Source organism: Promicromonospora xylanilytica (assembly GCF_054782895.1).
The window spans coordinates 266,691-286,864 of sequence record NZ_BAAGRP010000003.1 but is presented as its reverse complement, the minus strand read 5'-3'; the positions used below and the strand labels follow the sequence as shown (position 1 = coordinate 286,864).

Annotated in this window: 18 protein-coding genes and 1 riboswitch; of the genes, 9 read left to right on the top strand and 9 right to left on the bottom strand. The window is 71.4% G+C overall.

The annotated features are described in order from the left end of the window. Positions 1-151: 151 nt before the first annotated feature. From ACYVK7_RS04935 to ACYVK7_RS04925, 3 genes are all read right to left on the bottom strand, one after another. Positions 152-1,114, bottom strand: a complete 963-nt coding sequence (locus ACYVK7_RS04935; protein ID WP_460886561.1) for a universal stress protein — start codon at positions 1,112-1,114, stop codon at positions 152-154. Positions 1,115-1,277: 163 nt separating this feature from the next. Beyond that, positions 1,278-1,925: a C40 family peptidase gene (locus tag ACYVK7_RS04930; RefSeq protein ID WP_460886560.1), complete on the bottom strand. Its 648-nt coding sequence runs from the start codon at positions 1,923-1,925 to the stop codon at positions 1,278-1,280. A gap of 152 nt (positions 1,926-2,077) precedes the next feature. Next, a riboswitch (cyclic di-AMP (ydaO/yuaA leader) is annotated at positions 2,078-2,253 on the bottom strand. A 213-nt stretch (positions 2,254-2,466) separates the two neighbouring features. Continuing rightward, positions 2,467-3,183: a metal-dependent transcriptional regulator gene (locus ACYVK7_RS04925; RefSeq protein WP_460886559.1), complete on the bottom strand. Its 717-nt coding sequence runs from the start codon at positions 3,181-3,183 to the stop codon at positions 2,467-2,469. An 83-nt stretch (positions 3,184-3,266) separates the two neighbouring features. Here ACYVK7_RS04925 and serC point away from each other — a divergent pair, with 83 nt between their 5' ends. The 5 genes from serC (at position 3,267) to ACYVK7_RS04900 (ending at position 8,509) form a co-directional block, all read left to right on the top strand. Next, on the top strand, positions 3,267-4,376 hold the full coding sequence (gene serC / locus ACYVK7_RS04920) for a phosphoserine transaminase (RefSeq protein ID WP_460886558.1): 1,110 nt from the start codon (positions 3,267-3,269) through the stop codon (positions 4,374-4,376). A gap of 119 nt (positions 4,377-4,495) precedes the next feature. Next, positions 4,496-5,347: an MHYT domain-containing protein gene (locus ACYVK7_RS04915; RefSeq protein WP_460886557.1), complete on the top strand. Its 852-nt coding sequence runs from the start codon at positions 4,496-4,498 to the stop codon at positions 5,345-5,347. 111 nt (positions 5,348-5,458) lie between these two features. Next, positions 5,459-5,902, top strand: a complete 444-nt coding sequence (locus ACYVK7_RS04910) for a MarR family winged helix-turn-helix transcriptional regulator (RefSeq protein ID WP_275005751.1) — start codon at positions 5,459-5,461, stop codon at positions 5,900-5,902. Continuing rightward, positions 5,899-7,203 carry an MFS transporter gene (locus ACYVK7_RS04905; protein ID WP_460886556.1) on the top strand — a complete coding sequence of 435 codons (1,305 nt, stop codon included), beginning with the start codon at positions 5,899-5,901 and terminating at the stop codon, positions 7,201-7,203. The genes ACYVK7_RS04910 and ACYVK7_RS04905 overlap by 4 nt, the downstream gene beginning before the upstream one ends. 421 nt (positions 7,204-7,624) lie before the next feature. Beyond that, positions 7,625-8,509, top strand: a complete 885-nt coding sequence (locus ACYVK7_RS04900) for a type IV toxin-antitoxin system AbiEi family antitoxin domain-containing protein (protein WP_460886555.1) — start codon at positions 7,625-7,627, stop codon at positions 8,507-8,509. Positions 8,510-8,602: 93 nt separating this feature from the next. On the opposite strand, the gene ACYVK7_RS04895 is transcribed toward ACYVK7_RS04900, so the two are convergent. From ACYVK7_RS04895 to ACYVK7_RS04880, 4 genes are all read right to left on the bottom strand, one after another. Further along, positions 8,603-10,066 (bottom strand): NCS2 family permease, encoded by a 1,464-nt coding sequence (locus ACYVK7_RS04895; protein ID WP_460886554.1) that lies wholly within the window; start codon positions 10,064-10,066, stop codon positions 8,603-8,605. A 19-nt stretch (positions 10,067-10,085) separates the two neighbouring features. Beyond that, positions 10,086-12,176 (bottom strand): acyltransferase family protein, encoded by a 2,091-nt coding sequence (locus tag ACYVK7_RS04890; protein ID WP_460886553.1) that lies wholly within the window; start codon positions 12,174-12,176, stop codon positions 10,086-10,088. Between the two features lie 97 nt (positions 12,177-12,273). After that, positions 12,274-12,777, bottom strand: a complete 504-nt coding sequence (locus ACYVK7_RS04885) for a CAP domain-containing protein (protein WP_460886552.1) — start codon at positions 12,775-12,777, stop codon at positions 12,274-12,276. Positions 12,778-12,848: 71 nt separating this feature from the next. After that, a complete protein-coding gene (locus ACYVK7_RS04880) occupies positions 12,849-13,682 on the bottom strand; it encodes a CAP domain-containing protein (protein WP_460886551.1) in 834 nt (277 codons plus the stop codon). Positions 13,683-13,827: 145 nt separating this feature from the next. Between ACYVK7_RS04880 and ACYVK7_RS04875 the strand changes: the two genes are divergently transcribed. After that, positions 13,828-14,784: a sulfotransferase family protein gene (locus ACYVK7_RS04875; protein WP_460886550.1), complete on the top strand. Its 957-nt coding sequence runs from the start codon at positions 13,828-13,830 to the stop codon at positions 14,782-14,784. Further along, entirely contained in the window at positions 14,781-15,740 is a 960-nt protein-coding gene (locus ACYVK7_RS04870) for a hypothetical protein (protein ID WP_460886549.1), read from the top strand. Before ACYVK7_RS04875 ends, ACYVK7_RS04870 begins: the two co-directional genes overlap by 4 nt. 6 nt (positions 15,741-15,746) lie before the next feature. On the opposite strand, the gene ACYVK7_RS04865 is transcribed toward ACYVK7_RS04870, so the two are convergent. Beyond that, positions 15,747-16,727: a glycosyltransferase gene (locus tag ACYVK7_RS04865; RefSeq protein ID WP_460886548.1), complete on the bottom strand. Its 981-nt coding sequence runs from the start codon at positions 16,725-16,727 to the stop codon at positions 15,747-15,749. 257 nt (positions 16,728-16,984) lie between these two features. On the opposite strand from ACYVK7_RS04865, the gene ACYVK7_RS04860 reads away from it, so the two are divergent. Next, positions 16,985-18,610, top strand: a complete 1,626-nt coding sequence (locus ACYVK7_RS04860) for a tyrosine-protein kinase domain-containing protein (RefSeq protein WP_460886547.1) — start codon at positions 16,985-16,987, stop codon at positions 18,608-18,610. A 22-nt stretch (positions 18,611-18,632) separates the two neighbouring features. Here ACYVK7_RS04860 and ACYVK7_RS04855 read toward each other — a convergent pair whose 3' ends face one another. Then, entirely contained in the window at positions 18,633-19,712 is a 1,080-nt protein-coding gene (locus ACYVK7_RS04855; protein ID WP_460886546.1) for a glycosyltransferase family protein, read from the bottom strand. Between the two features lie 188 nt (positions 19,713-19,900). Between ACYVK7_RS04855 and ACYVK7_RS04850 the strand changes: the two genes are divergently transcribed. Beyond that, positions 19,901-20,137: a DUF2530 domain-containing protein gene (locus tag ACYVK7_RS04850; RefSeq protein ID WP_460886545.1), complete on the top strand. Its 237-nt coding sequence runs from the start codon at positions 19,901-19,903 to the stop codon at positions 20,135-20,137. Positions 20,138-20,174: the final 37 nt, after the last annotated feature.

Sequence of the window (20,174 nt, the reverse complement as noted above, 5' to 3'; positions counted from 1 at the left end):
ACGGGAAGACGGCTCCAAGACTTCATCGAACACCCCGATCATCAGGGGTGTTGCGACCACCAGTTGAATCCGCCCTACCTCGCTGCATGACTACCTCGCCAGACGACTACCTCGGCGCGCGGGGTGGGGTGGGGTGGGGTGGGGTGGCGGGTCAGTCCTGGCAGTGCTTGTTGACCACCAGGACCGGGCACGCCGAGTGGTGGAGCACGGCCTGGCTCGTGGAGCCGAGCAGCAGCCCGCGGAACCCTCCGCGACCCCGCGAGCCCACCACGATCAGGTCCGACGCCGTGGAGAACTCGGTCAGCAGCTCCGCGCCGGTACCGTCCAGCACGATCCGCCGGATGCGCAGCCCGGGGTTCTCCGCCTCGTACCGGTCGACCAGGACGTCCATGCCGGCCCCGATGTCGGCCAGCACCTGCTCACGGTCGATGCTCGACGGCAGCCACGCCAGCATGCCGGTGTTGCCGACGGGCACGCCCGTGACGGCCGTCAGCTCCGCACCCCAGGCGTTGGCCTGCACGATCGCGTGCTGCAGTGCTCGCTCGGCCTGCGGTGACCCGTCCACGCCGACGACGATGCGGCGCACCTCCCGGATCTCGGCGGCCCCGGGTGCGACGGCCGTCGGCGCGGCCTCGGATCCCGTACCCGGCACGCTCCACGAGACGCCACGGTTGGCCTCGGCGCGCAGCGGGACCACGACGACCGGGCACTGCGCGTGGGCGGGCAGTGCGGACGACACCGTACCCAGCAGCCGCTCGGTGAAACCGCCTCGGCCGCGCGTGCCGACGACGGCCAGCCCGTAGTCCGCGGACAGCTCCACGAGCACGCCCGCTGCGTCACCGGTGGCGACTTCCGTGGTGGCGCGCACCCCGGCGTCGGCCACGCGGGCCTCCGCCTCGACGAGGACCGATTTGGCGCCCTCCTGGATGGTCGTGTCGTCCAGAGCGGCGTAGCCGCCGTCGAGCGAGGCTGCCGTGAACGACGGCAGCGAATAACTGCACACGATGTGCAGCGACCAGCCCACGCGGTGCGCGTAGGCGGTCGCCCAGTCCAGCGCGTGCAGACTAGCGGCTGATCCGTCCACACCGACCAGTACGACCTCGGATCGCGTCATCGCCAGCCCTTTCTTCGGCAGTGCACCATTGCACTGACAAACCTACCGGCGGCGCGCGCGTTATGGGTAACCGGTGGCAAAAAGTCTGCAGGAAGAAGGCAAAGCAGAGCGCCTGCCCGGTCACCGGGCAGGCGCTCTGCTGTGCGGTACTTCGAGGCTGCGGTCAGCCCATGCGGATGAACGTGGGGTTCGACTGCCAGATGGTGCGGAAGTCGACCACGGTGCCCGGCTTGGACGCGTCGATCATGGTGTTGCCACCGGCGTAGATCGAGACGTGCCCGGGGGTCCACATCAGGTCGCCCGGCTGAGCCTCGGACGCCGGCACCTGCGTGCCGTAGCCGGGCTGCGCGGAGGACGAGTGCGGGAGGCTGATCCCGAGCTGTCCGTAGACGTACGCGGTGAAGCCGGAGCAGTCGAAGCCGCTCGGCGAGGAGCCGCCGGAGACGTAGGGCACGCCGATGTAACGGCTCGCGATGGAGATCACGGAGTTGCCGATCGCCGACGCGGGAACGTCCACCGAGCTGGCGGTGGCGGTGGCGGCAGCGGCCTCTGCGGCCTCCGCTGCCTCGGCGGCGGCTGCCTCGGCGGCCTCCGCTGCCTCAGCGGCGGCGAGCTCTGCCTGGTAGTCCTCGTTCTCCGCGGCGGAGACCACGGAGACCGCGGCCTTCTCGACGTTGAGCTCCGCGTCGGGGGCGACGGTCACGACCGGTGCGTTGGTCAGCGCCTCGCGAGCCTGCGACGACAGTGCGTTGAGGTCGACCGAGTTCATCTTCGCGTGGCCGGCCTCGACGGGTGCGGCCTGTGCGGCCATCGCGCCGCCGAAGGTCGAGACCAGCAGGGCGCCACCGGCGGCGGCAACCGCGGTACGGCGACCGACTGCGGCGTTCTGTGCGAACTCAGTGAGGGGGGTTACTGGTCGTCGCGCAGCCCGATGACGAGCGCGAGTCGTACGTGCAGTCACGTATTACCTCTCCTTGTACGCCTTCGAGGTCAGCTGTCGGGTTCGGGTGGGAGAAATCACCCGGCCGTGTGCTCCCGAAGGAGTACCCGGCTTCACCCCGAGGACGCACCCTGGCGCCCGTTGGTGGGTCCCCCGCCTCTGTCATGCGGTCGTCTTGGGACCTCGGCCGGTGACAGAGTTCGGCGTCCGTCCGAGGACCCCCACGAAATAAACTCCGTGGGAGCGGTCTGAACGTACCGGACCTCTCCGCCGATGTCACGTTCCGGCAACGAATGCCATGACGTGTCGGACCTGCGGCATCGCGTTCCCGACAAATCGGGCGGCCCTCGGGTGCCCGAGGGCCCCGTCCCCAGGCCGGGCGGTCCGGCCCGTCTCCGCGCCCGGCCGCGCCTCAGGCCGTCGCGACGAAGAGGTGCTTGGCCAGGTCTTCCCCGAGCTCGAGCGCGGTGCCCGCGCCGTCGACGGTCACCGTGTAGGTCCCGTCGGTGTGTTCGGCGGTGATCCGGGAGCCCGGCACCAGGCCGGCGTCGGACAGGCGGGCCAGCAGCTCGACGTCCGTCTGCAGCGGCTCGGCGATGCGGGTGAGGGACGCCGCGAGCGGCTCGCCCTTGACGCCCTTCTTCGCCGCCGCCTCGAAGGCGGACGGTAGGGAGATCACGCCGGTCAGGAACGGCACGTCGGTGTATTCCTCGCCGAGCTCCGCGAGGCCGGGGATCGGGTTGCCGTAGGGGTCGTGGTGCGGGTGGTCGAGCAGGCCCACCAGGCGCTTCTCCACGAGGTCGCTCATGACGTGCTCCCAGCGGCAGGCCTCGACGTGCACGTGCTCCCAGTCGAGCTTGATGACGTCCGTCAGCAGACGCTCGGCGAGACGGTGCTTGCGCATCACGCGCATCGCCTTGTCCTGGCCCAGCTCGGTGAGCTCGAGATGCCGGTCGCCCGTCACGACCACCAGCCCGTCACGCTCCATGCGCGCGACGGTCTGCGACACCGTCGGGCCGGAATGCCCCAGGCGTTCCGCGATGCGCGCGCGGAGGGGCGTGATGCCCTCCTCGTCGAGCTCGTAGATCGTCTTGAGGTACATCTCGGTGGTGTCGATCAGATCCGTCACGTCAGCTCCCGTCATGCGCACAGCCGCCCAGTCGCCCTGGACACGTGCGGCCCGGGCGTCGGCCCAGGTTCTAGTCTAGTTCTGTGCCACTGACTATCCCGACACATCTGCTGCCCACCGACGGCCGTTTCGGCTCCGGCCCCTCCAAGGTGCGCCCGGGACAGGTCGATCATCTCGTGGCGAACGCGCACGTGCTCGGTACGTCACACCGGCGGGCACCGGTGAAGGACCTGGTGCACCGCATCCGTGAGGGTGTCACGGAGCTGCTGGGCGCGCCCGACGGGTACGAGGTGGCGCTCGGCAACGGCGGCGCGACGGCCTTCTGGGACGTCGCGACCCTGTGCCTCGTGGAGCGCAAGGCCCAGCACGCGGCCTTCGGCGAGTTCGGCGGCAAGTTCGCCACCGCCACGTCACGCGCCCCGTTCCTCGAACCCTCGCACGTGATCTCGGCGGAGCCGGGCTCGGTGGCGTACCTCCAGCCCGCCGACGACATCGACACGTACGCCACCCCGCACAACGAGACCTCCACGGGAGCGGTGGCCCCGGTGCTGCGCCCCACGGGTAGCGGCGGCGCCATCGTGCTCACGGACGCCACCTCCGGCGCGGGCGCGCTGCCCGTGGACCTCCACCAGACCGATGCCTACTACTTCGCGCCGCAGAAGGTGTTCGCGGCCGACGGCGGGCTGTGGCTGGCGGTCCTCTCCCCCGCCGCCGTCGAACGTGCCGCGCGGATCGAGGGGTCGGGGCGCTGGGTGCCCGAGTTCCTCTCGCTGACGACGGCCGTCGCGAACTCCCGCCAGGACCAGACGCTCAACACACCCGCCGTCGCGACGCTGCTCCTGCTGGCCGACCAGGTCGAGTGGCTGCTCGCCCAGGGCGGGCTCGAGTGGTCGGTGAAGCGCAGCGCGACATCGGCCGAGATCCTTTACTCCTGGGCCGATGCCCGCGACTGGGCGACACCGTTCGTCGCACGCCCGGAGGAGCGCTCTCCGGTGGTCGGCACCATCGACATCGCCCCGGAGATCGACGTCACGCGCCTGCTCGACGACCTGCGCGCCAACGGGGTGCAGGACGTGTTCGCGTACCGGAAGCTCGGCCGCAACCAGCTCCGCGTCGGGATGTACCCGGCCGTCGACCCCGACGACGTCGCGGCGCTCACCGCGTGCGTCGACTACCTGGTCGAAACCGTTTGACCAGCATGATCACGTCCGCAATACCCCTTCGACGGCGAGTTCTGGCTATTGTCCGCGGTACAGGGACTCTGTAACGTTTCCGCAACAGAGGGAACCATTCGAGGGGCTGTTCAAACACCATGCCAGTGATCGACCACTTCACTTTCGGGATCGTGACGCCGTTGCTGGCGTACGCGATCTCGTGTACCGGCGCTGCGACGGGCCTCGCGTGCACGTCCCGAGCCCGAGCAGCTTCGGGCGGCACGCGCGCGGCGTGGCTCGTGTTCGGCGCCATCGCCCTCGGGGGCACCGGCATCTGGGTGATGCACTTCGTCGCCATGCTGGGTTTCTCCGCTTCCGGAGTGACCATCCGGTACGACGTCCCCCAGACCCTGCTGAGCGCGGCGATCGCCATCGTCGTGGTCGGCGCGGGCCTGTTCATCACGGAGCTGGGCAAGCGCAAGCTGCCCGCGATGCTCGTCGGTGGTGCCCTCGCGGGCGCCGGCGTCGCCGCCATGCACTACATGGGCATGGAAGCGATGGAGATGTCGGCGGAGGTCGTCTACAACCCGGTCTACGTCGTCGCCTCGATCGTCATCGCGATCGTCGCGGCCACGGCCGCACTGTGGTGCACCGTGCACATCCGCGGCACGCTCGCCACGATCGTGGCCACCCTGGTGATGGGGCTTGCCGTGACCGGCATGCACTACACCGGTATGGCCGGGGTCTCCGTGATCAACCCGATCGAGAGCGTTCCCGCCGGCGCCTCGACGATGCAGCTGCTCGTGCCGCTCGTCATGACGGTGAGCGTCGTGACGTTCCTGCTCATCCTCGGGATCGGCCTCTGGCCCACCGAGGACGAGCTGCGCACGCAGGCCGAGTTCGAGAACCGGCTCAAGGCCCACAGCGAGCAGGCCCAGCAGTTCGAGAAGGCTCCGCAGGAACCGCGGCCCGGCCCCGCGCAGTTCGCGCAGACGCACCGCGCGCACTGACTCGCATCACATAGCGGCCCCGGAGCGCCCGTCCCTCTCGTGGGGGCGGGCGCTCCTTCGTGTGACCACACCCACGTACCGTTAGCAAGGCTAATGATCTAGACTGGGATGGTGTCGAGCTCCCGCAGATCCAGCCGAAGCCCGGCCACCGTCGGGGGCGACCTGCGTGTCGCCCTGACCCGCGTCTCCCGCCGCCTGCGCGCCGAGCGCGGCGAGGCCGACCTCCCCGAGGGCCAGTTCGGGATCCTGACAGTGCTGCACAAGCACGGCGAGATGTCCCCCGGTTCCCTCGCTGAGCACGAACGCGTCCGGCCGCCGTCGATGACCCGGGCCGTGAACACCCTGACGGAGCTGGGCCTCGTCGAGAAGGTCGAGCACGCGACCGACCGCCGTCAGGTGGTCGTCCGGCTCACCGCGGCGGGCGCCCGCGAGGTCGCCGAGACCAGGCGTCGCCGTGACGCCTGGCTCACCAAGCAGCTGTCCACCCTGACCGGAGAGGAGAGAGAGATCCTTGCAGGAGCCAGCGAGCTCCTGATCCGGATCGCCGCTCGATGAGCGCCACTTTCGCCAGCCTGAAGTACCGCAACTATCGCCTCTGGTTCGCCAGCGCTCTCGTCGCCAACATCGGCACCTGGATGCAGCGCGTCGCCCAGGACTGGGTCGTACTGACCCTTCTCACGAACAACTCCGGCGTCGCCGTGGGTATCGTCACCGCCCTCCAGTTCATCCCCCACATCTTCCTGTCCGCCTGGGCAGGGCTCCTCGCTGATCGCCTCGACCGTCGCAAGCTCCTGATGTTCACGCAGGGCGGCATGGGCTTGCTGGGCCTCGGGCTCGGTGTGCTGGTGCTGTCCGGCGCGGCCGAGCTGTGGCACGTCTACGGGTTCGCCACCCTTCTGGGTGTGGTGAGCGCCATCGACGGGCCGGTACGCCAGACCTTCGTGGCTCAGCTGGTGCCGACCGCGCGGCTGGCCAACGCCGTCGGGCTCAACTCGACGAACTTCAACGCCGCTCGGCTCATCGGCCCTGGCGTGGCGGGCCTGCTCATCGCCGCCGTCGGCAGCGGGTGGGTGTTCATCATCAACGGCATCGCGTTCGGCGCCGTCATCATCTCGCTCGCCCGGATGCGCGACCTCCGCCCCCTGCCCGTCGCCTCGCGCGCCAAGGGGCAGATCCGTGAGGGTCTCGCCTACATCCGCGGCCGCAGCGACATCGTCGTGATCATGGTCGTCATGGGCGTGGTCTCGACCTTCGGGCTGAACTTCCAGCTGACGTCCGCCATGATGGCGCGCGTCGAGTTCGGCCGGGGCGCCAGCGAGTACGGCATCCTCGGGTCGGTGCTGGCCATCGGGTCGCTCGCCGGCGCGCTCCTGGCGGCCCGGCGCGAACGGCCGCGGGTGCGGCTCGTGCTCGGTGCCGCGTTCGCGTTCGCGATCTCGATGGGCGTTCAGGCGGTCATGCCGACCTACCTCGGGTACCTGCTGATGTGCATCCCCGTCGGCTTCGCGTCCCTGACCATGCTGACGTCGGCGAACGCCGCGATCCAGCTGTCCGTGGCCCCGGAGCTGCGCGGCCGCGTCATGTCGATCTACGTGATGGTGCTGCTCGGCACCACGCCCCTCGGCTCCCCGGTGGTGGGCTGGATCGGCGAGGAGTTCGGGCCGCGCTACGCCGTGCTGATTGGTGCGGTGGCGACGCTGCTGGTGACCGTGCTCGCGACGGTCTGGGCGTACCGGACGTGGCACGTCCGCGTCCGCGCCCGGCTCTCCCGCTCGCACCGCATCCCGCGCCCGTACCTCCAGGTGACGTACCCGGAGGTAGATCGGAAGCCGGAGAAGCAGGCCCTGGCGGCCTGACGCCGGCCGCAGGGCCGAGAGTCCGCTTCGAGAATGCGATCCGGCATGGTTCCGGCGTCGGAGCCATGCCGGATCGCATTCTCGTAGCGGACTTTCGGCGCCCGGCTACCTACGGCCACAGCCCGGCTGGCACGCATCGTAGCGGCGCTCCAGAGACCCGCACGACGAGTTCCCCGTGGAGAGACGGCGACCACAGGTCCCCGGGGACCCGATCTGTCCACACCGGGCGGCACGACCGCTGTCGCGGGTCCACGACGGGTGCTGCGATCGACACATGCGAAGGCCCTATCAAGTCCCCGCCCACGCCGAGCGCGCCCTGAGAAGGCAGCAAGGCCTCCTGACGAGTCGCCAGTGCGACGAGTTCGGCATCAGTCGCCAGACGCGCTGCCGGCTCGTCAAGCAAGACCGGTGGCGTCGGCCGGTGCGCGGCGTCTACGACACGAACCCCATCCCGCTCGAGGCGCGGGTCCGGGACGACTGGTTCACCCATGCCGCGCTGTGGCGCACCTGGCTCGCCCTGTTGTGCAACGGTCGCCGCGCGATCGCCGTGGGCGCCGCGGCGCTCGTCCTCCACGACGTTCAGGGTCTGCCCCGGAACTTCGAGCCCGAGGTAGCGATGCCGGACGGGTCAGCACGGAGGAGCCGCTTCGGGACCGTGCGCCAGTACACGTCATTTCCCACGCTCCAGATCGGCGACCGCCATGTGGCCCGGATCGACCATGCGCTGGCGCAGGCACTTCCCGGACTTCCGCGAGAGAACGTCCTCGCTGTCCTCGACGACGCCGCCCGGCGCCACGGGATGACGCCGGCCCGGCTCGCCGCGGTGCACGAGCTCGTGCGCGGCCGGCCGGGTGCCGCCCACGTCCACGACCTGTTTCCGCACGTCGACCAGCGAGCCGAGTCTCCTGCCGAGTCGTCCACCCGCCTCTCCTTGATCGAGAACGGCGTTCCGCCCGACGACATCCAGGTCCGGATCATGAGCGGCGGCACGATCTTCGCGCGCGTCGACTTCATCTGGCGGCTTCCCGACGGGCGCTGGCTCGTCGTCGAGATCGACGGCGTCCGCCCGCACAGCTCGCCGCAGGCCCTGGTCCGGGACGCTCCACGCCAGAACGATCTGCTGGCCTCAGGGCGGGTGATCATGCTCCGGTTCAAACCCAAGGACAACGACAAGCCGGGCGGCATCGGGCGGCAGGTCGCAAAGGTGCTCGCCAAGCACGCCTGGCGCCCTGGCCAGTACGCGGGCAGGGGCTCGGTGGTCGAGCTGGACGAGGCCACCCGCCGTCGGTCGGCAACGGCTGTGTGAGAGTCCGCTTCGAGAATGCGATCTGGCATGGTTCTGACCTCGAACCCATGCCAGATCGCATTCTCAAAGCGGACCTCCCCCGCCCAGGCCCAGTTAGATGCCTACCGCCTCCCGGATCGGGCCCAGCAGGAAGTAGGCGACGAACAGCACCGCCGCCACCCACAGCAGCGGGTGCACGAGGCGGGTCTTGCCGACCGCGATCTTGAGCAGCACGAACGAGATCACACCGGCACCGATGCCCACGGTGATCGAGTACGCGAACGGCATGAGCACCATCGTGAGGAACGCGGGGATGCCGACCTCGAGATCCGTCCAGTTGATGCCCGTCACCTGGACGACCATGAGGAACCCGACCACCACGAGCGCGGGCGTCGCGGCCTCGTGCGGCACCACCTCGACCAGCGGCGACAGGAACGTGGCCAGCAGGAACGCCACACCGGTGGTCACGGCGGCCAGGCCGGTCCGGGCCCCGTCGCCCACACCGGACGCGGACTCGACGTACGCGGTGTTCGACGACACCGATCCCGCGCCACCGGACACGGCGGCCAGCGAGTCGACGACCAGGATGCGGGTGGTCCGGGGCGGGTTCCCCTTCTCGTCGAGCAGCCCCGCCTCGCCACCGATAGCGACCATCGTGCCCATCGTGTCGAAGAAGTCGGCGATGAGGAGCGTGAACACCAGCAGGATCACCGCCACGACGCCGATCTTGCCGAACGACCCGAACAGCGAGAACTGGCCGAGCAGCGAGAAGTCGGGCAGGGCGACCACGGAGTCGGGCAGGGCCGGGACGTTCAGCGCCCAGCCGCCCGGGTTGTCCTCGCCACGCGAGCCGATGTTGCCGACCGCCTCGACGACCAGGGCGAGCACCGTCGACGCGATGATCGCGATGAGGATGCCGCCGCGCACCTTGCGCACCATCAGGACCGCGGCGAGCAGCAGGCCGAACGCGAACACCAACAGCGGCCACGTACCGACCGAGCCGCCCATACCGAGCTCGGTGGGCGTCGCCAGGGACGCCGGGATGCGCACGAAGCCCGCGTCGAACACCCCGATGAACGCGATGAACAGGCCGATGCCGACGCTGATCGCGATCTTCAGCTCGCGCGGGACCGCCCGGAAGACCGCCTCGCGGAACCCGGTGACCACCAGGATGAGGATGACGAGACCCTCGAGCACCACGATGCCCATGGCGTCGGCCCAGGTCATGCCGGGCAGGGCTGCCACGGAGTAGGCCACGACGGCGTTCAGGCCGAGGCCCGCCGCGAGCGCCATCGGGAAGTTCGCGACGACGCCCATGAGGATCGACATGACGCCCGCCACCAGGGCGGTGGCCGCCGCGATCGCGGCCAGGTCGCCACCCGAGGCGTCGCCGCCGAGGAACTGGCCGGTCCCGTCGGGGACGTTGCCGAGGATGAGCGGGTTGAGCACGACGATGTAGCTCATCGTGAAGAAGGTGACGAGCCCGCCGCGCACCTCCGTCCATACCGTGGACCCGCGTTCGCTGATCTTGAAGAACCGGTCGATGGCGCCACGCGCCTGGGCCTGGTCGTGAGCCATGGTCCGATGTTGCCCTTCGTTACCCGATGTTGCCTGACGTCGTGCCGCCGACCGCTGCCTGGAGCATCTGCTTCACGGCCGGCACCTGGGTCAGCACGTAGCCGGCGCTGAGGTGGTGGTAGTCCCGGTAGACGGGGTGGTCGATGTCGCCGATGGTGCAGACCTGCTCGTCGCAGGTCTGTGCCCAGACACCGTCCCAGGTGGTGACACCGTACTTCGTCCAGGTCTCAGAACTGATTCGGGGCAGGTCTCCGTTGGAGGCCTCGGCGTCCGCGCGCGGGATGCTGCAGTCCCCGATCCCGTCCAGGGGGCGGGTGAGGCATTCGAGGGGGTCGACGTCGAGCTGGGGGTTGTCCTCGACGGCCACCACATGAGGGGTGACGTCGGTGAGGTGCTCGAACAGCTTGTCGTTCGCGTTCGCCCAGGTGGTGCGCACCTCCTCCACGGTCATCCCGCTGCCGTCGGGGTGCTCCATGCGGCCGGCGTAGATGTGCGCCTGGCTGACGACGACGGCGTCGGGCCGCAGGTCGTCGACGACGTCCACCGACTCGGTCTGGAACTCGGCGCACGGGCCGCGCTCCGCGGGCTGGTAGACGTTGATCTCGGCGGCGGGGCAGCCGTGCCGCCAGCGGACGGCGAGGCGCAGCCCGGCGTCGGTCGCCGCGGCGTCGAACGCGGGGATCCACTGCATGGCGTGCGAGTCGCCGAGGAGCAGCACGGTGGTGTCGGCGGAGACGTCGCCGAGCAGGCAGACCTCGGCTCCGCTCGTCGTCTCGGTGACGTCGGTGCACTCGTAGGACTGAGGTTCCCCGCCCACCTCGACCGCCGTGGCGTAGGGCTCGCGCTGCAGCACGGCTCCCGTCGCCACGCGGGTGCCGATGGCCACCGCACCGACGGTGAGCCCGATCACCACGGTGACGGCGGCGGTACGGCGCCACGACTTCATGGCGCCGCTGAACCGGACCGGGTTCTCGACCCAGCGGTAGGTGGCGACGGCGGCGCCGAGCGCCGCGAGCGTGGCGAGCACCTTGATCCAGATCGCGTCGTTCTGCACGGCCGCGGTGGTGAGCACCACGAACGGCCAGTGCCAGAGGTACCAGGAGTAGGAGACATCACCGACGCGCTGCAGCACCGGCCAGGCGAGCACGCGGTCCACCCAGGTGCTCGACGTCGGGATGCTGCCGGCCGCGAGCACCAGCAGGGCCCCTCCGACGGGCAGCAGTGCGACGCTGCCGGGGAACGGGTCGGTCTCGCGCACGAGCGCGAACGAGAACGCCAGCAGCACGAACCCTGCGGTCCCGAGCAGCGCCCGGAGCAGCGCCGGGCGCAGGGGGGACCGCTCGGCGATCCGCCCCCAGGGGACCGTCGCGACCAGCGCGGCTCCCGCGAACTCCCAGGCGCGGGTCGGCAGCACGTAGAACGCCCAGTCCGGTGCGGTGGCCGTCAGCCAGACGGACGTCGCGAACGACACGACGAACGTCCCGGCGAACAGGACCTGCAGCATGCGGCGGGCGGGCACGCGGGTGCGCCGGGCCACGACGACCGCCAGCAGGATGAGCAGCGGCCAGAAGATGTAGAACTGCTCCTCGATGCCGAGCGACCAGGTGTGCAGGTAGGGGCTCGGGGTGACGGAGTCGGAGAAGTAGTTCTGTCCCTGGTACGGGAACAGCAGGTTGGACACGAACAGCATCGCCGACGCGCCGTGCCAGGCGAGCCGCCCCCAGACCAGCGGCGACAGGACGAGGACGCTCGCGAGCATCGTGACCGTCACGACCAGGGCGAGCGCCGGCACGAGGCGCCGCATGCGGCGCGTCCAGAACTCGACGAGGTCGACGGATCCGGCGCGGTCCACCTCGCGCAGCAGGAGGGAGCTGATGAGGTAGCCGGAGATCACGTAGAAGACGTCGACGCCCGTGAACCCGCCGGGGATCGCGATCCCCGCGTGGTAGACGACCACGGCGAGGACGGCGATGGCACGCAGCCCGTTGATGTCGGTGCGGAACGGGTGTCCCGAGCCCGAGGCGCTGGGCGCCGGGTCCGCGCCGGGACCGCGAGGCTCGGGTGACGGTCCGGTGGGTCGGTCGACGGCGGTGGTCGTCGCCTGCGCCAATTTCTCTCCTGCGGTCGTTCCGGGCTGGTGCGCGGCTCACACCATAACGGGCGCATCGGGTCGGCTTGACCGCGTACGGGGGAGGGTGTGAGGAGAGTCAACCCAGGAACACGTGCGAGCAGGTCAGTACGGGTGCCGTCGCCGTGCCGCCGTCGCGTACGCATCCGATCGCGCCGCGCAGCAGGGCGGCGTTCACGAGGTTGTCCCGGTGGGACGGCGAGTCGAGCCAGGCCTGCACCACGTCCTGCGGCGGGCGCTCCGTGCGGCTGAGGTTCTCGGCGGCGATCGTGTCCCCGGGGCAGCGCTCCTGCACGGGTGGCAGCGGTGCGTGGACCAGCTCCGGCGCACCGATGAGCGCCTCGGCGCGGTCGACGGCGACGGCTTCGAGGCAGGTGTCGTGCTCCAGCGGTGCCACGTCCAGCCGTGCTCTGGCCGCGTTCACGGCGGCCTCGAGGGCGGACCCGTACTGCGCCGGGTCGGCGAGGTCGACGGCCCCGGTGGTCCCGGCCTGTCGCGGGCCGGCGTCCGGTGCCGCCGAGCAGGCAGCGAGCAGCACGGCTGAGGTCAGGAGCACGGCGATGCCGGTAGGGGTACGGCGCACGACGTCGATTCGACACCGCGCCCCCGCCGTCCACAACCGGAAGGCCGTCCACGACCGGAGGGCCGGAGGGGCTAGCCCAGGAAGACGTGCGCGCAGATCATGACCGGCGTGGCGGGGTCGCCGCCGTCCGGCACGCAGGCGATCGCGCCGCGCGTCAGGTCGCCGTTCAGGATGTTGGCACGGTGCCCCTCCGAGTCCATCCAGCCCTGCGCCGCCTCCGGCGGTGACCACGCGCCCCTGGCGAGGTTCTCGGCCACGGCGCTGGTGGGGCAGGCGTCGAAGATCGGGCCGAGCGGCGCGTGCGCCAGCTCCTGCCCGATCAGCGCCTGGGCGCGCGCGAGCGCCACGTCGTACGCGCAGGTGTCGTGGGCGAGGGCCGGCAGGCCGTTCGCCGTGCGGTGCCCGTTGACGGCGTCCTCCAGGGCCGCCGCGTACTGCTCGGCGTCGCTCAGGTCCGTCTCGGCCCCGCCGTCGTCCCCGGTGGCCCCGCCGGCGCCCTCACCGGACCCGCCGGTGCCGCCGTCGGCCCCGCCCGCGCCTCCGGAGCCGCCGCTCCGCTCCGCGCCGTCCGCCTCGGGGATCCCCTCGCGCTCCGCGTTGCGCGACGCCGAACCGGTGGGCGCCGGCTGCACGTCCACGGCCGCGGACTCCTGCGTGTGCTCGCCCTGGATCGATCCCACCGAGGTGGGGCGCGGAGAGGGCGCCACCTCCACGGGAGCCGCCGCACTCACCACTCCCGGGGCCGTCCCCGGGGCGGGCATCGGCTCGGCGCCCGGGTCGAGGAGCCCCGCGCACGCCGTGAGGCACGCTGCCACGGCCACGCCGAGCACCACCCGGGCGACACCCCTGCGCAGGGCGCGCCCCGGCCGGACCGCGGACGACGTCGTGCTGCGCGCTGGGGACACAAGTCCGGACAATACCGGCTATCCCGGCGGTGCGGAATGGCCCATGGCCGGAACTGTCCGACTCGGGTCGCACGTGCCACATTCATCGCATATTTTTGCGGGGCACCAGCGACCATTTCCCAGCCGATCAGCTGAGGTTTTCCCGATGTCCGGAACCGGCACGAGCAGCACGCCCTGGAATGACCGCCGCATCACCTTTGTCGGCGGCCTGCAACGCAGCGGATCCGCGCTGGTCGCGCGCATCATCAGTGCGAGCGGCGACGCCTCCGGCCTGACCGGAACCGGCGTCGTGAACAACGAGGGTCAGCACATTCAGACCATTTATCCCGGCAGTCTGGGCAATACGTCCGAATGGTCGTTTCATCCGCAGGCACACCTCACCGAAGAGGACGCTCGGCTCGTCCCCGACGCCGGGGAGCGGCTCTGGCAGAGCTGGTCGCCGCACTGGGACCTCGACCGCACGGTGCTCGTCGAGAAGTCGCCGACCAACCTGACGAAGATGCGCTACTTCCAGGAGATCTTCCCGGGATCCCGCTTCATCGTGGTGACCCGGCACCCCGTGGTGCAGGCGCTGGCCGTCCGGAAGTGGGCGACACGCACCCGCGGGCGGTTCACCTACGGATTTCCCCGGCTCGTCGAGCACTGGGTGCACGCGCACGACGTGTTCGCGGAGGACGCGCTGCACATCGAGAACCTGCTGGTGCTGCGCTACGAGCACCTGATGCGCCACCCGGTGCGCGAGCTCGGCCGGGTCGCCGGGTTCCTCGGCATCGAGCTCGACGCCGACGCCGTCGGTTCCGTCGACGCCGGTCGCAGCAACCGCTACGCGGAGCTGTGGCAGACCGGCGGGCGCGGGCAGCTCGCGGGGCGCGTGCGGAGCCACGTCGGCAACCTCGGTTCCGGCCGGGGCACGCCTCGGGCGGACCTCCTCCGTGACGTCACCGACGCCGCGCTGCTCCCCCGCTACCGCAACGTGGTCAACGAGCACCTCGGCGACCGGATCCGCGCCCACGGGTACGACCTGAGCACACTGGACGACGCGGCCCCGTGGGCCCCCGTGGTGCGCGGCGCACCGACGATCCTGACGGCCGACGCCCGATGACCGGGCCGACCCGCGTCGTCTACGTCACCGGCTCGGCCCACAGTGGCACCAGCACGCTCGCCGGGGTGCTGCGCGCGTTCGGACTGCACGTCCCCGGACCGGAGGTCGCCGCGGCCGTCACCGACCCGCGCGACGCGACCGCGTCGAGATGGGTGGCGGACTTCCACGACACCATGCTGCGGTCCGCGGCCGTGCTGCCCGCCGACGCGCGCCCCATCGCCTGGCACCTCGTCGACCGGGCGGGCACCGAGGGGAACGCGCTCAGCCTGATCCGGACGTGGCTCGGCGCCCAGCTCGCCGCGCACGGCGACGTCGTCGTCAAGGACCAGCGGCTGCTCTGGTTCCTCGAGCTCTGGCTGGAGGCGGCGAGGAGCACCGGCACCCCTGCGTCGAGCCTCACCATGCTGCGCCCGCCGGCAGAGGTGGTGAGTGCCATGGCCGCCCAGGACAACGGCCGAGGAGCGGTCGACCACGTGGCGGGGTGGATCAACCTCATGCTCGGGACCGAGCTCGCCACCCGCTCGGCACCTCGGGCCTTCGTACGGTTCGGCGACCTGGTCCACGACTGGGACGAGCCCGTCTTCGGCGCCGCGGCGGCGCTCGGCCTGCCGATGGTCGACCCGGAGAACGCGGCGGCGGTGGAACGGGTGGACGCGTTCATCGACCCCACGGCGCCCCGTGCCGACGTCAGCTGGCGCGACGTGCCCGTCCCTGCACCCCTGCGCACGCTCGCCGACGACACGTGGGCGGCGCTCGACGTGCTCCCCGAGCACGACGACGCGGGGACCCGCGCCGAGTTCGACCGGCTCCGGGCGCTCTACCCCTACGTCCACCGCAAGGTGGCGGCGTCCCCCGCCCGGCGGATCGCGCGCATGGTGCCCGCCGAGGTGGTCCCGCACGCCGTCCGGCAGGGTGTCGCCGGCATGCTCAGGCGCCCTGGGCACACCACGCGCTGAGCGCCGTCACACCACGAAAGTCCCTCCGGTCGCCGTCGAGTACGCCTCGACCACGCCGTCGCGCAGCGCCGACTCGTCCATCGCGCCGACGAGCCAGTCTCCCGCCTCGATCATCTGCAGCCGCCGCTCCGCGTCCTCGACGGCGGCATGCGCGGCGAAGGCCGCCTCGGCCGGGGACTCGACGGCGGTGAGCCGCGTGTCCTCGAAGGCGGGGATCTCGCGCACGATGGTCGGCAGGCCGACGCGGGCGGCGTCGAGCACGCTGATCGGGAAACCCTCGTACGACGCGGTGTGCAGGTAGACGTCGGAGGCCGCCATCTGCCGCATGACGTCGTCGGCGGTGAGCCAGCCGGTGACCTCGACCCCGGTCTCCGTCAGCCTGCGCACAAGGGTCTCGTCGCCGTCACCGAGCCAGCGGAAGCGCAGGTTCAGGCCGAACCGGCGGGCGAGCCGCGCGGCCTCCGCGAAGAACCGTGGGTCCTTCTTCGCCGCGACGCGGCCGACCATGGTGACGGTGCGCGGGTTCGTCGCCACCACCCCGGAGCGCGCGCCGGCCTGCCGTACCGCCGCGGAGGACGGGGCGTTGGGCACGCGCACGATGTTCCGCACGCCGAGCGACCGGGCGAGACTCTCCTCGCGCGGGCTCACCACCGCGACCACCGAGCCGTTCGCCGCCAGCACCCGCTCGAGACCCCGTGCCGCCCGCCGGACCGGGGACGACAGGTCCGGCCGCTCGAAGGGGTAGCAGTGCGGTTGGTACACGACGGGCACCGGGAGCCGCCGGATCCGCGTGTACGTTCCCGCCCAGCCCGAGTGCGCGTGCACGACGTCGGGCGCCACCTCGCCGACCACCTGGTGGACCGCTCGCACCCGCGCGCCGAACCCGTCCGGGAGGCCGTCCGTGCCCCGGTACACGCCGTGTCCCTGGGTGCGCTCGAGGCCGGCGGACAGCAAGTGGTGCTCGGCCTCGGGGACCAGCTCGGTCATGCGGTCGATGGCGCGGCCGACGCTACCGGAATACCGGTCCGTGACATGCAGAATTCGCAACGACGCACCTCCCGCAGAATGACCAGATCGCCCCTTAAATGGGTACATATCCCAGCGGGCGCGCTTCCATCGAACGTCGGTTAGATTATCAACGGAAGTGCAGGTAGGCGCGGCAAAGAAACGTCTGCACGACGCGTATCGGCGCCCTTCTCCCGGCAGACCGCCACCGAAAGCTCGCGCATCATCAGGGGAACGCGTTGAACGCTGTCGAATGCCTTCGGATCATCCGCCGACGCCGGATATCCGTCATCGCTGTCGCACTGGCCGGGATCGTGCTGGCGGGCCTGTTCGCGCTCACGCGCACGCCCGCCTACACCACCACCTCGCAGGTCTTCGTCGCGTTCCACGGTGCGGAGACCACGGCCGGACCCGCCACGGGGACCACCGTCGAGCGCCGCCTCGCGTCGTACGCCGACCTGGCGCGTACTCCCCGGGTCCTCGACCCGGTGGTCGAAGGGCTGGGCCTGGCCACGAACGCCCGCGAGCTCGGTGCGCGGGTCCACGCGGCACCGGTCGCCGGGACCGTGCTCATCGACATCACCGCGACCGACACCGACCCGACCCGCGCCGCGCTGATCGCGAGCACCGTCGCGGCGAGCCTCGCCGAGCGGGTCGACGAGCTGGAGACGCCGCCGCAGGCCGGCACGTCACCCGTCGACGTGCAGCTCGTCCGTGAGGCCGCCGTGCCGTCCGCGGCGAGCTCTCCCGACGTGCCGGCCCTGCTCCTCACGGGCCTCCTGCTGGGCACGGTGCTCGGGGTGGCCCTCGCCGCACTGCGCGAGATCGCCGACACCCGTGTCCGGTCCGAACAGGACCTCCGTCTCATCACCGACTCGGCGGTCATCGGGACCATCACCATGGACGACGAGGCCAGGCGGAACCCGCTCGTCGGCCGGACGAGCCCCTACCGTGCGCCGTCCGAGGCGTTCCGGCGGCTCGGGACCAACCTGCGGTTCCTCGACCCGGACGGCGGCCAGCAGGCACTGGTCGTGACCTCGTCGGTGCCGGACGAGGGCAAGACAACCTCCGCCATCAACCTCGCCATCACGCTCGCTGACGCGAACGCGAAGGTGCTCCTGATCGACGCCGACCTGCGTCGGCCCTCGGTCGCCGGGCACCTCGGGATCGAGGAGTCCGTGGGCCTCACGACGCTCCTGATCCAGCGCGCGACCATCGAGGAGGTCCTCCAGCCCTGGGGCACGGCAGGACTGTTCGTCCTCCCGTCGGGCACCCTGCCGCCCAACCCCGCCGAGCTGGTCGGCTCGAAGGCCATGGCCCGGCTGATCGGGCAGCTGAGCGAGCGGTTCGACTACGTCATCATCGACACCCCGCCGCTCCTGCGGGTGACCGACGCCGCGCTGATCGCCAGGACGACCAGCGGCGTGCTCATGGTGGCCGGCGCGGGACAGATCCGACGGGAGCAGCTGCGCCAGTCGCTGGCGAACCTGTCCGCCGTCAACGCCCGGCTGCTCGGGATCGTCCTGCACAAGGCGGGACGCACGGCGGAGCCTGCCACCCGCGCCCGGCCGGCCCAGGAGGCCTTGACACGGCCCGTGCGGCCCACCCCACCTGCCGGACCTGGCGCATCCGCCGGACCCGCCCGGCTGACCGCGCTCGCCGCCGCGCCCGGGGGCAGGACGGCGAGCGGGCTCCCCGTGCGGCGGAGAGCCCCGGCCGAGCCGCCGCCCCCGACCCCCGTGTGGGCACCGGTCGGTACCGGACGTGCCGCGTCGGGCTCGGGGCTCGCCCCCACCCGCGAGCTCCGGAGGATCCGGGCCGCCGACCGTCCGGCGAACAGCCGGAGCCGGGCGCGCCGCCGGTAGCCGGGCGGCCTGCCCCGGGTTGTCAGCGGCGCCGGCCGACGACGGTGCGCACCACCTTGCGGTACACGTCGGCGTGCCGGCGGCCGACGCGTTCCCAGTCACGCTCGTCCAGGTGGGGCCGGGTACCGCGCTCGCGCGTCATCCGCGCGACGGCCATCGCCCGCAGCAGGTCCGCCGGCTGGAGCACGTCGTCGAACATGATCACCCAGCCGTCGCCGACCTCCCGGGCGAGGCCGTCCATGGCGGCGCACCGCGGGACCAGGACGGGCCGGTCGAGCGACAGGGCCACCAGCGCGGCACCGGCGTTGTGCATCCCCCGGTCGGGTAGCACCACGAGCTCCGAACGACGGACCTCACGGGCGAGCACGTCGTCGGACACGTGCTCGAGCCGGGCCTCGATACGGTCGTGCGCGGCGGCGACCTCCTCGATGTGCCGGGCGAGCGCCGTGTCCGGAGCCGTGCCGATGACGGTGAGCCGCATCACCGGGTCGTTGACGGCGCGGAACACGTCGAGCAGCCGTTCCATCCCCTCGTGACGACGGACGAGGCCGAGCTGGACCAGCCGGCCCTGCTCCGCCCTGGTCCGGGGGTCCGGCGGGAACACGGAACGGTAGTGGCCGTGCGGGATGGTCTCGGCCCGCACGCCGGCCGGCACCGGCGCCGTGGGGTCGAACCTGATCCAGAACGCCGTGCGACGGTCGAGCGTGTCGAGGAAGGGCCGCGCCAGCCGGACGGCCGGCTCGCGCGACGCCGCGTCGTGGACGGTACGGACGACCGGCGTCTCCGTCAGCTCGAGCCGGAGCAGGAGCGTGTAGGCGAGCGCCACCTTGGCGAGCCGGCCCACGGGGTTGCGCTGCTCGACGAGGAGCTCCGGCCAGTGCACGTGCAGCACGTCGTACGCGCCGAAGACCGCACGGAACCACGAGAAGGTGAGGACCGCGATCTCGGGTGGCGCCGCGCCGACCATGTGGTCGACGTACTGCGTGGTCCCGTTCGGAGCCTGCAGGACGTGCAGCACGCGGATCCGTTCGCGGGCGGACGACCCGGCACCTGCCGGTCCCGTCGGATCGCCGACCCGGCCCATGCCGCTCGCTGAACGCACCATGCCCCTTTCGGACTCGCTGCACAGGAAATTCAAGAACCTGAACGCCCGGCAATGGCTGTAGATCGTATTCCCGCGGCACCGGCGCCGCACCCGGGCGACCGGTGTTCCCGGGCCCAGGAATGGTTCACCCGGGCACTCGGCCCGCCCGGCCCGACTTGACGAGCGCTTGTCCGTACAATGGCGAGGTGCCAACGATTCGCTCCCTGCTGGCGCACCCCGAGGAGCGCCGGCCCAGCCCGCCCGCACCGCGCGCCGATCTCTTCCGGGTCTTCGGCGCGGGCATGGGGCTGTTCGCGATCGGGCTCATCGTGGCGGTGGTCCTCCACCTCACCGGTCGAGGGAGCATCGAGGCGATCGCCATCTGCGGCACCGGCATCCTGCTCGGTGGGGCCGGCCTGCTCTGGGCGCGCAGGCACCGATAGTCCTCGTCCCGGCCCCCTGGCGGGAGCGCGGACCGGA

What these genes read in the sequence shown, in the direction of transcription:
- ACYVK7_RS04935 (WP_460886561.1), bottom strand. Translation starts at nt 1,114, where the DNA reads ATGACGCGATCCGAGGTCGTACTGGTCGGTGTGGACGGATCAGCCGCT.
- ACYVK7_RS04930 (WP_460886560.1), bottom strand. Translation starts at nt 1,925, where the DNA reads ATGGCCGCACAGGCCGCACCCGTCGAGGCCGGCCACGCGAAGATGAAC.
- ACYVK7_RS04915 (WP_460886557.1), top strand. Translation starts at nt 4,496, where the DNA reads ATGCCAGTGATCGACCACTTCACTTTCGGGATCGTGACGCCGTTGCTG.
- ACYVK7_RS04905 (WP_460886556.1), top strand. Translation starts at nt 5,899, where the DNA reads ATGAGCGCCACTTTCGCCAGCCTGAAGTACCGCAACTATCGCCTCTGG.
- ACYVK7_RS04895 (WP_460886554.1), bottom strand. Translation starts at nt 10,066, where the DNA reads ATGGCTCACGACCAGGCCCAGGCGCGTGGCGCCATCGACCGGTTCTTC.
- ACYVK7_RS04875 (WP_460886550.1), top strand. Translation starts at nt 13,828, where the DNA reads ATGTCCGGAACCGGCACGAGCAGCACGCCCTGGAATGACCGCCGCATC.
- ACYVK7_RS04870 (WP_460886549.1), top strand. Translation starts at nt 14,781, where the DNA reads ATGACCGGGCCGACCCGCGTCGTCTACGTCACCGGCTCGGCCCACAGT.
- ACYVK7_RS04865 (WP_460886548.1), bottom strand. Translation starts at nt 16,727, where the DNA reads ATGACCGAGCTGGTCCCCGAGGCCGAGCACCACTTGCTGTCCGCCGGC.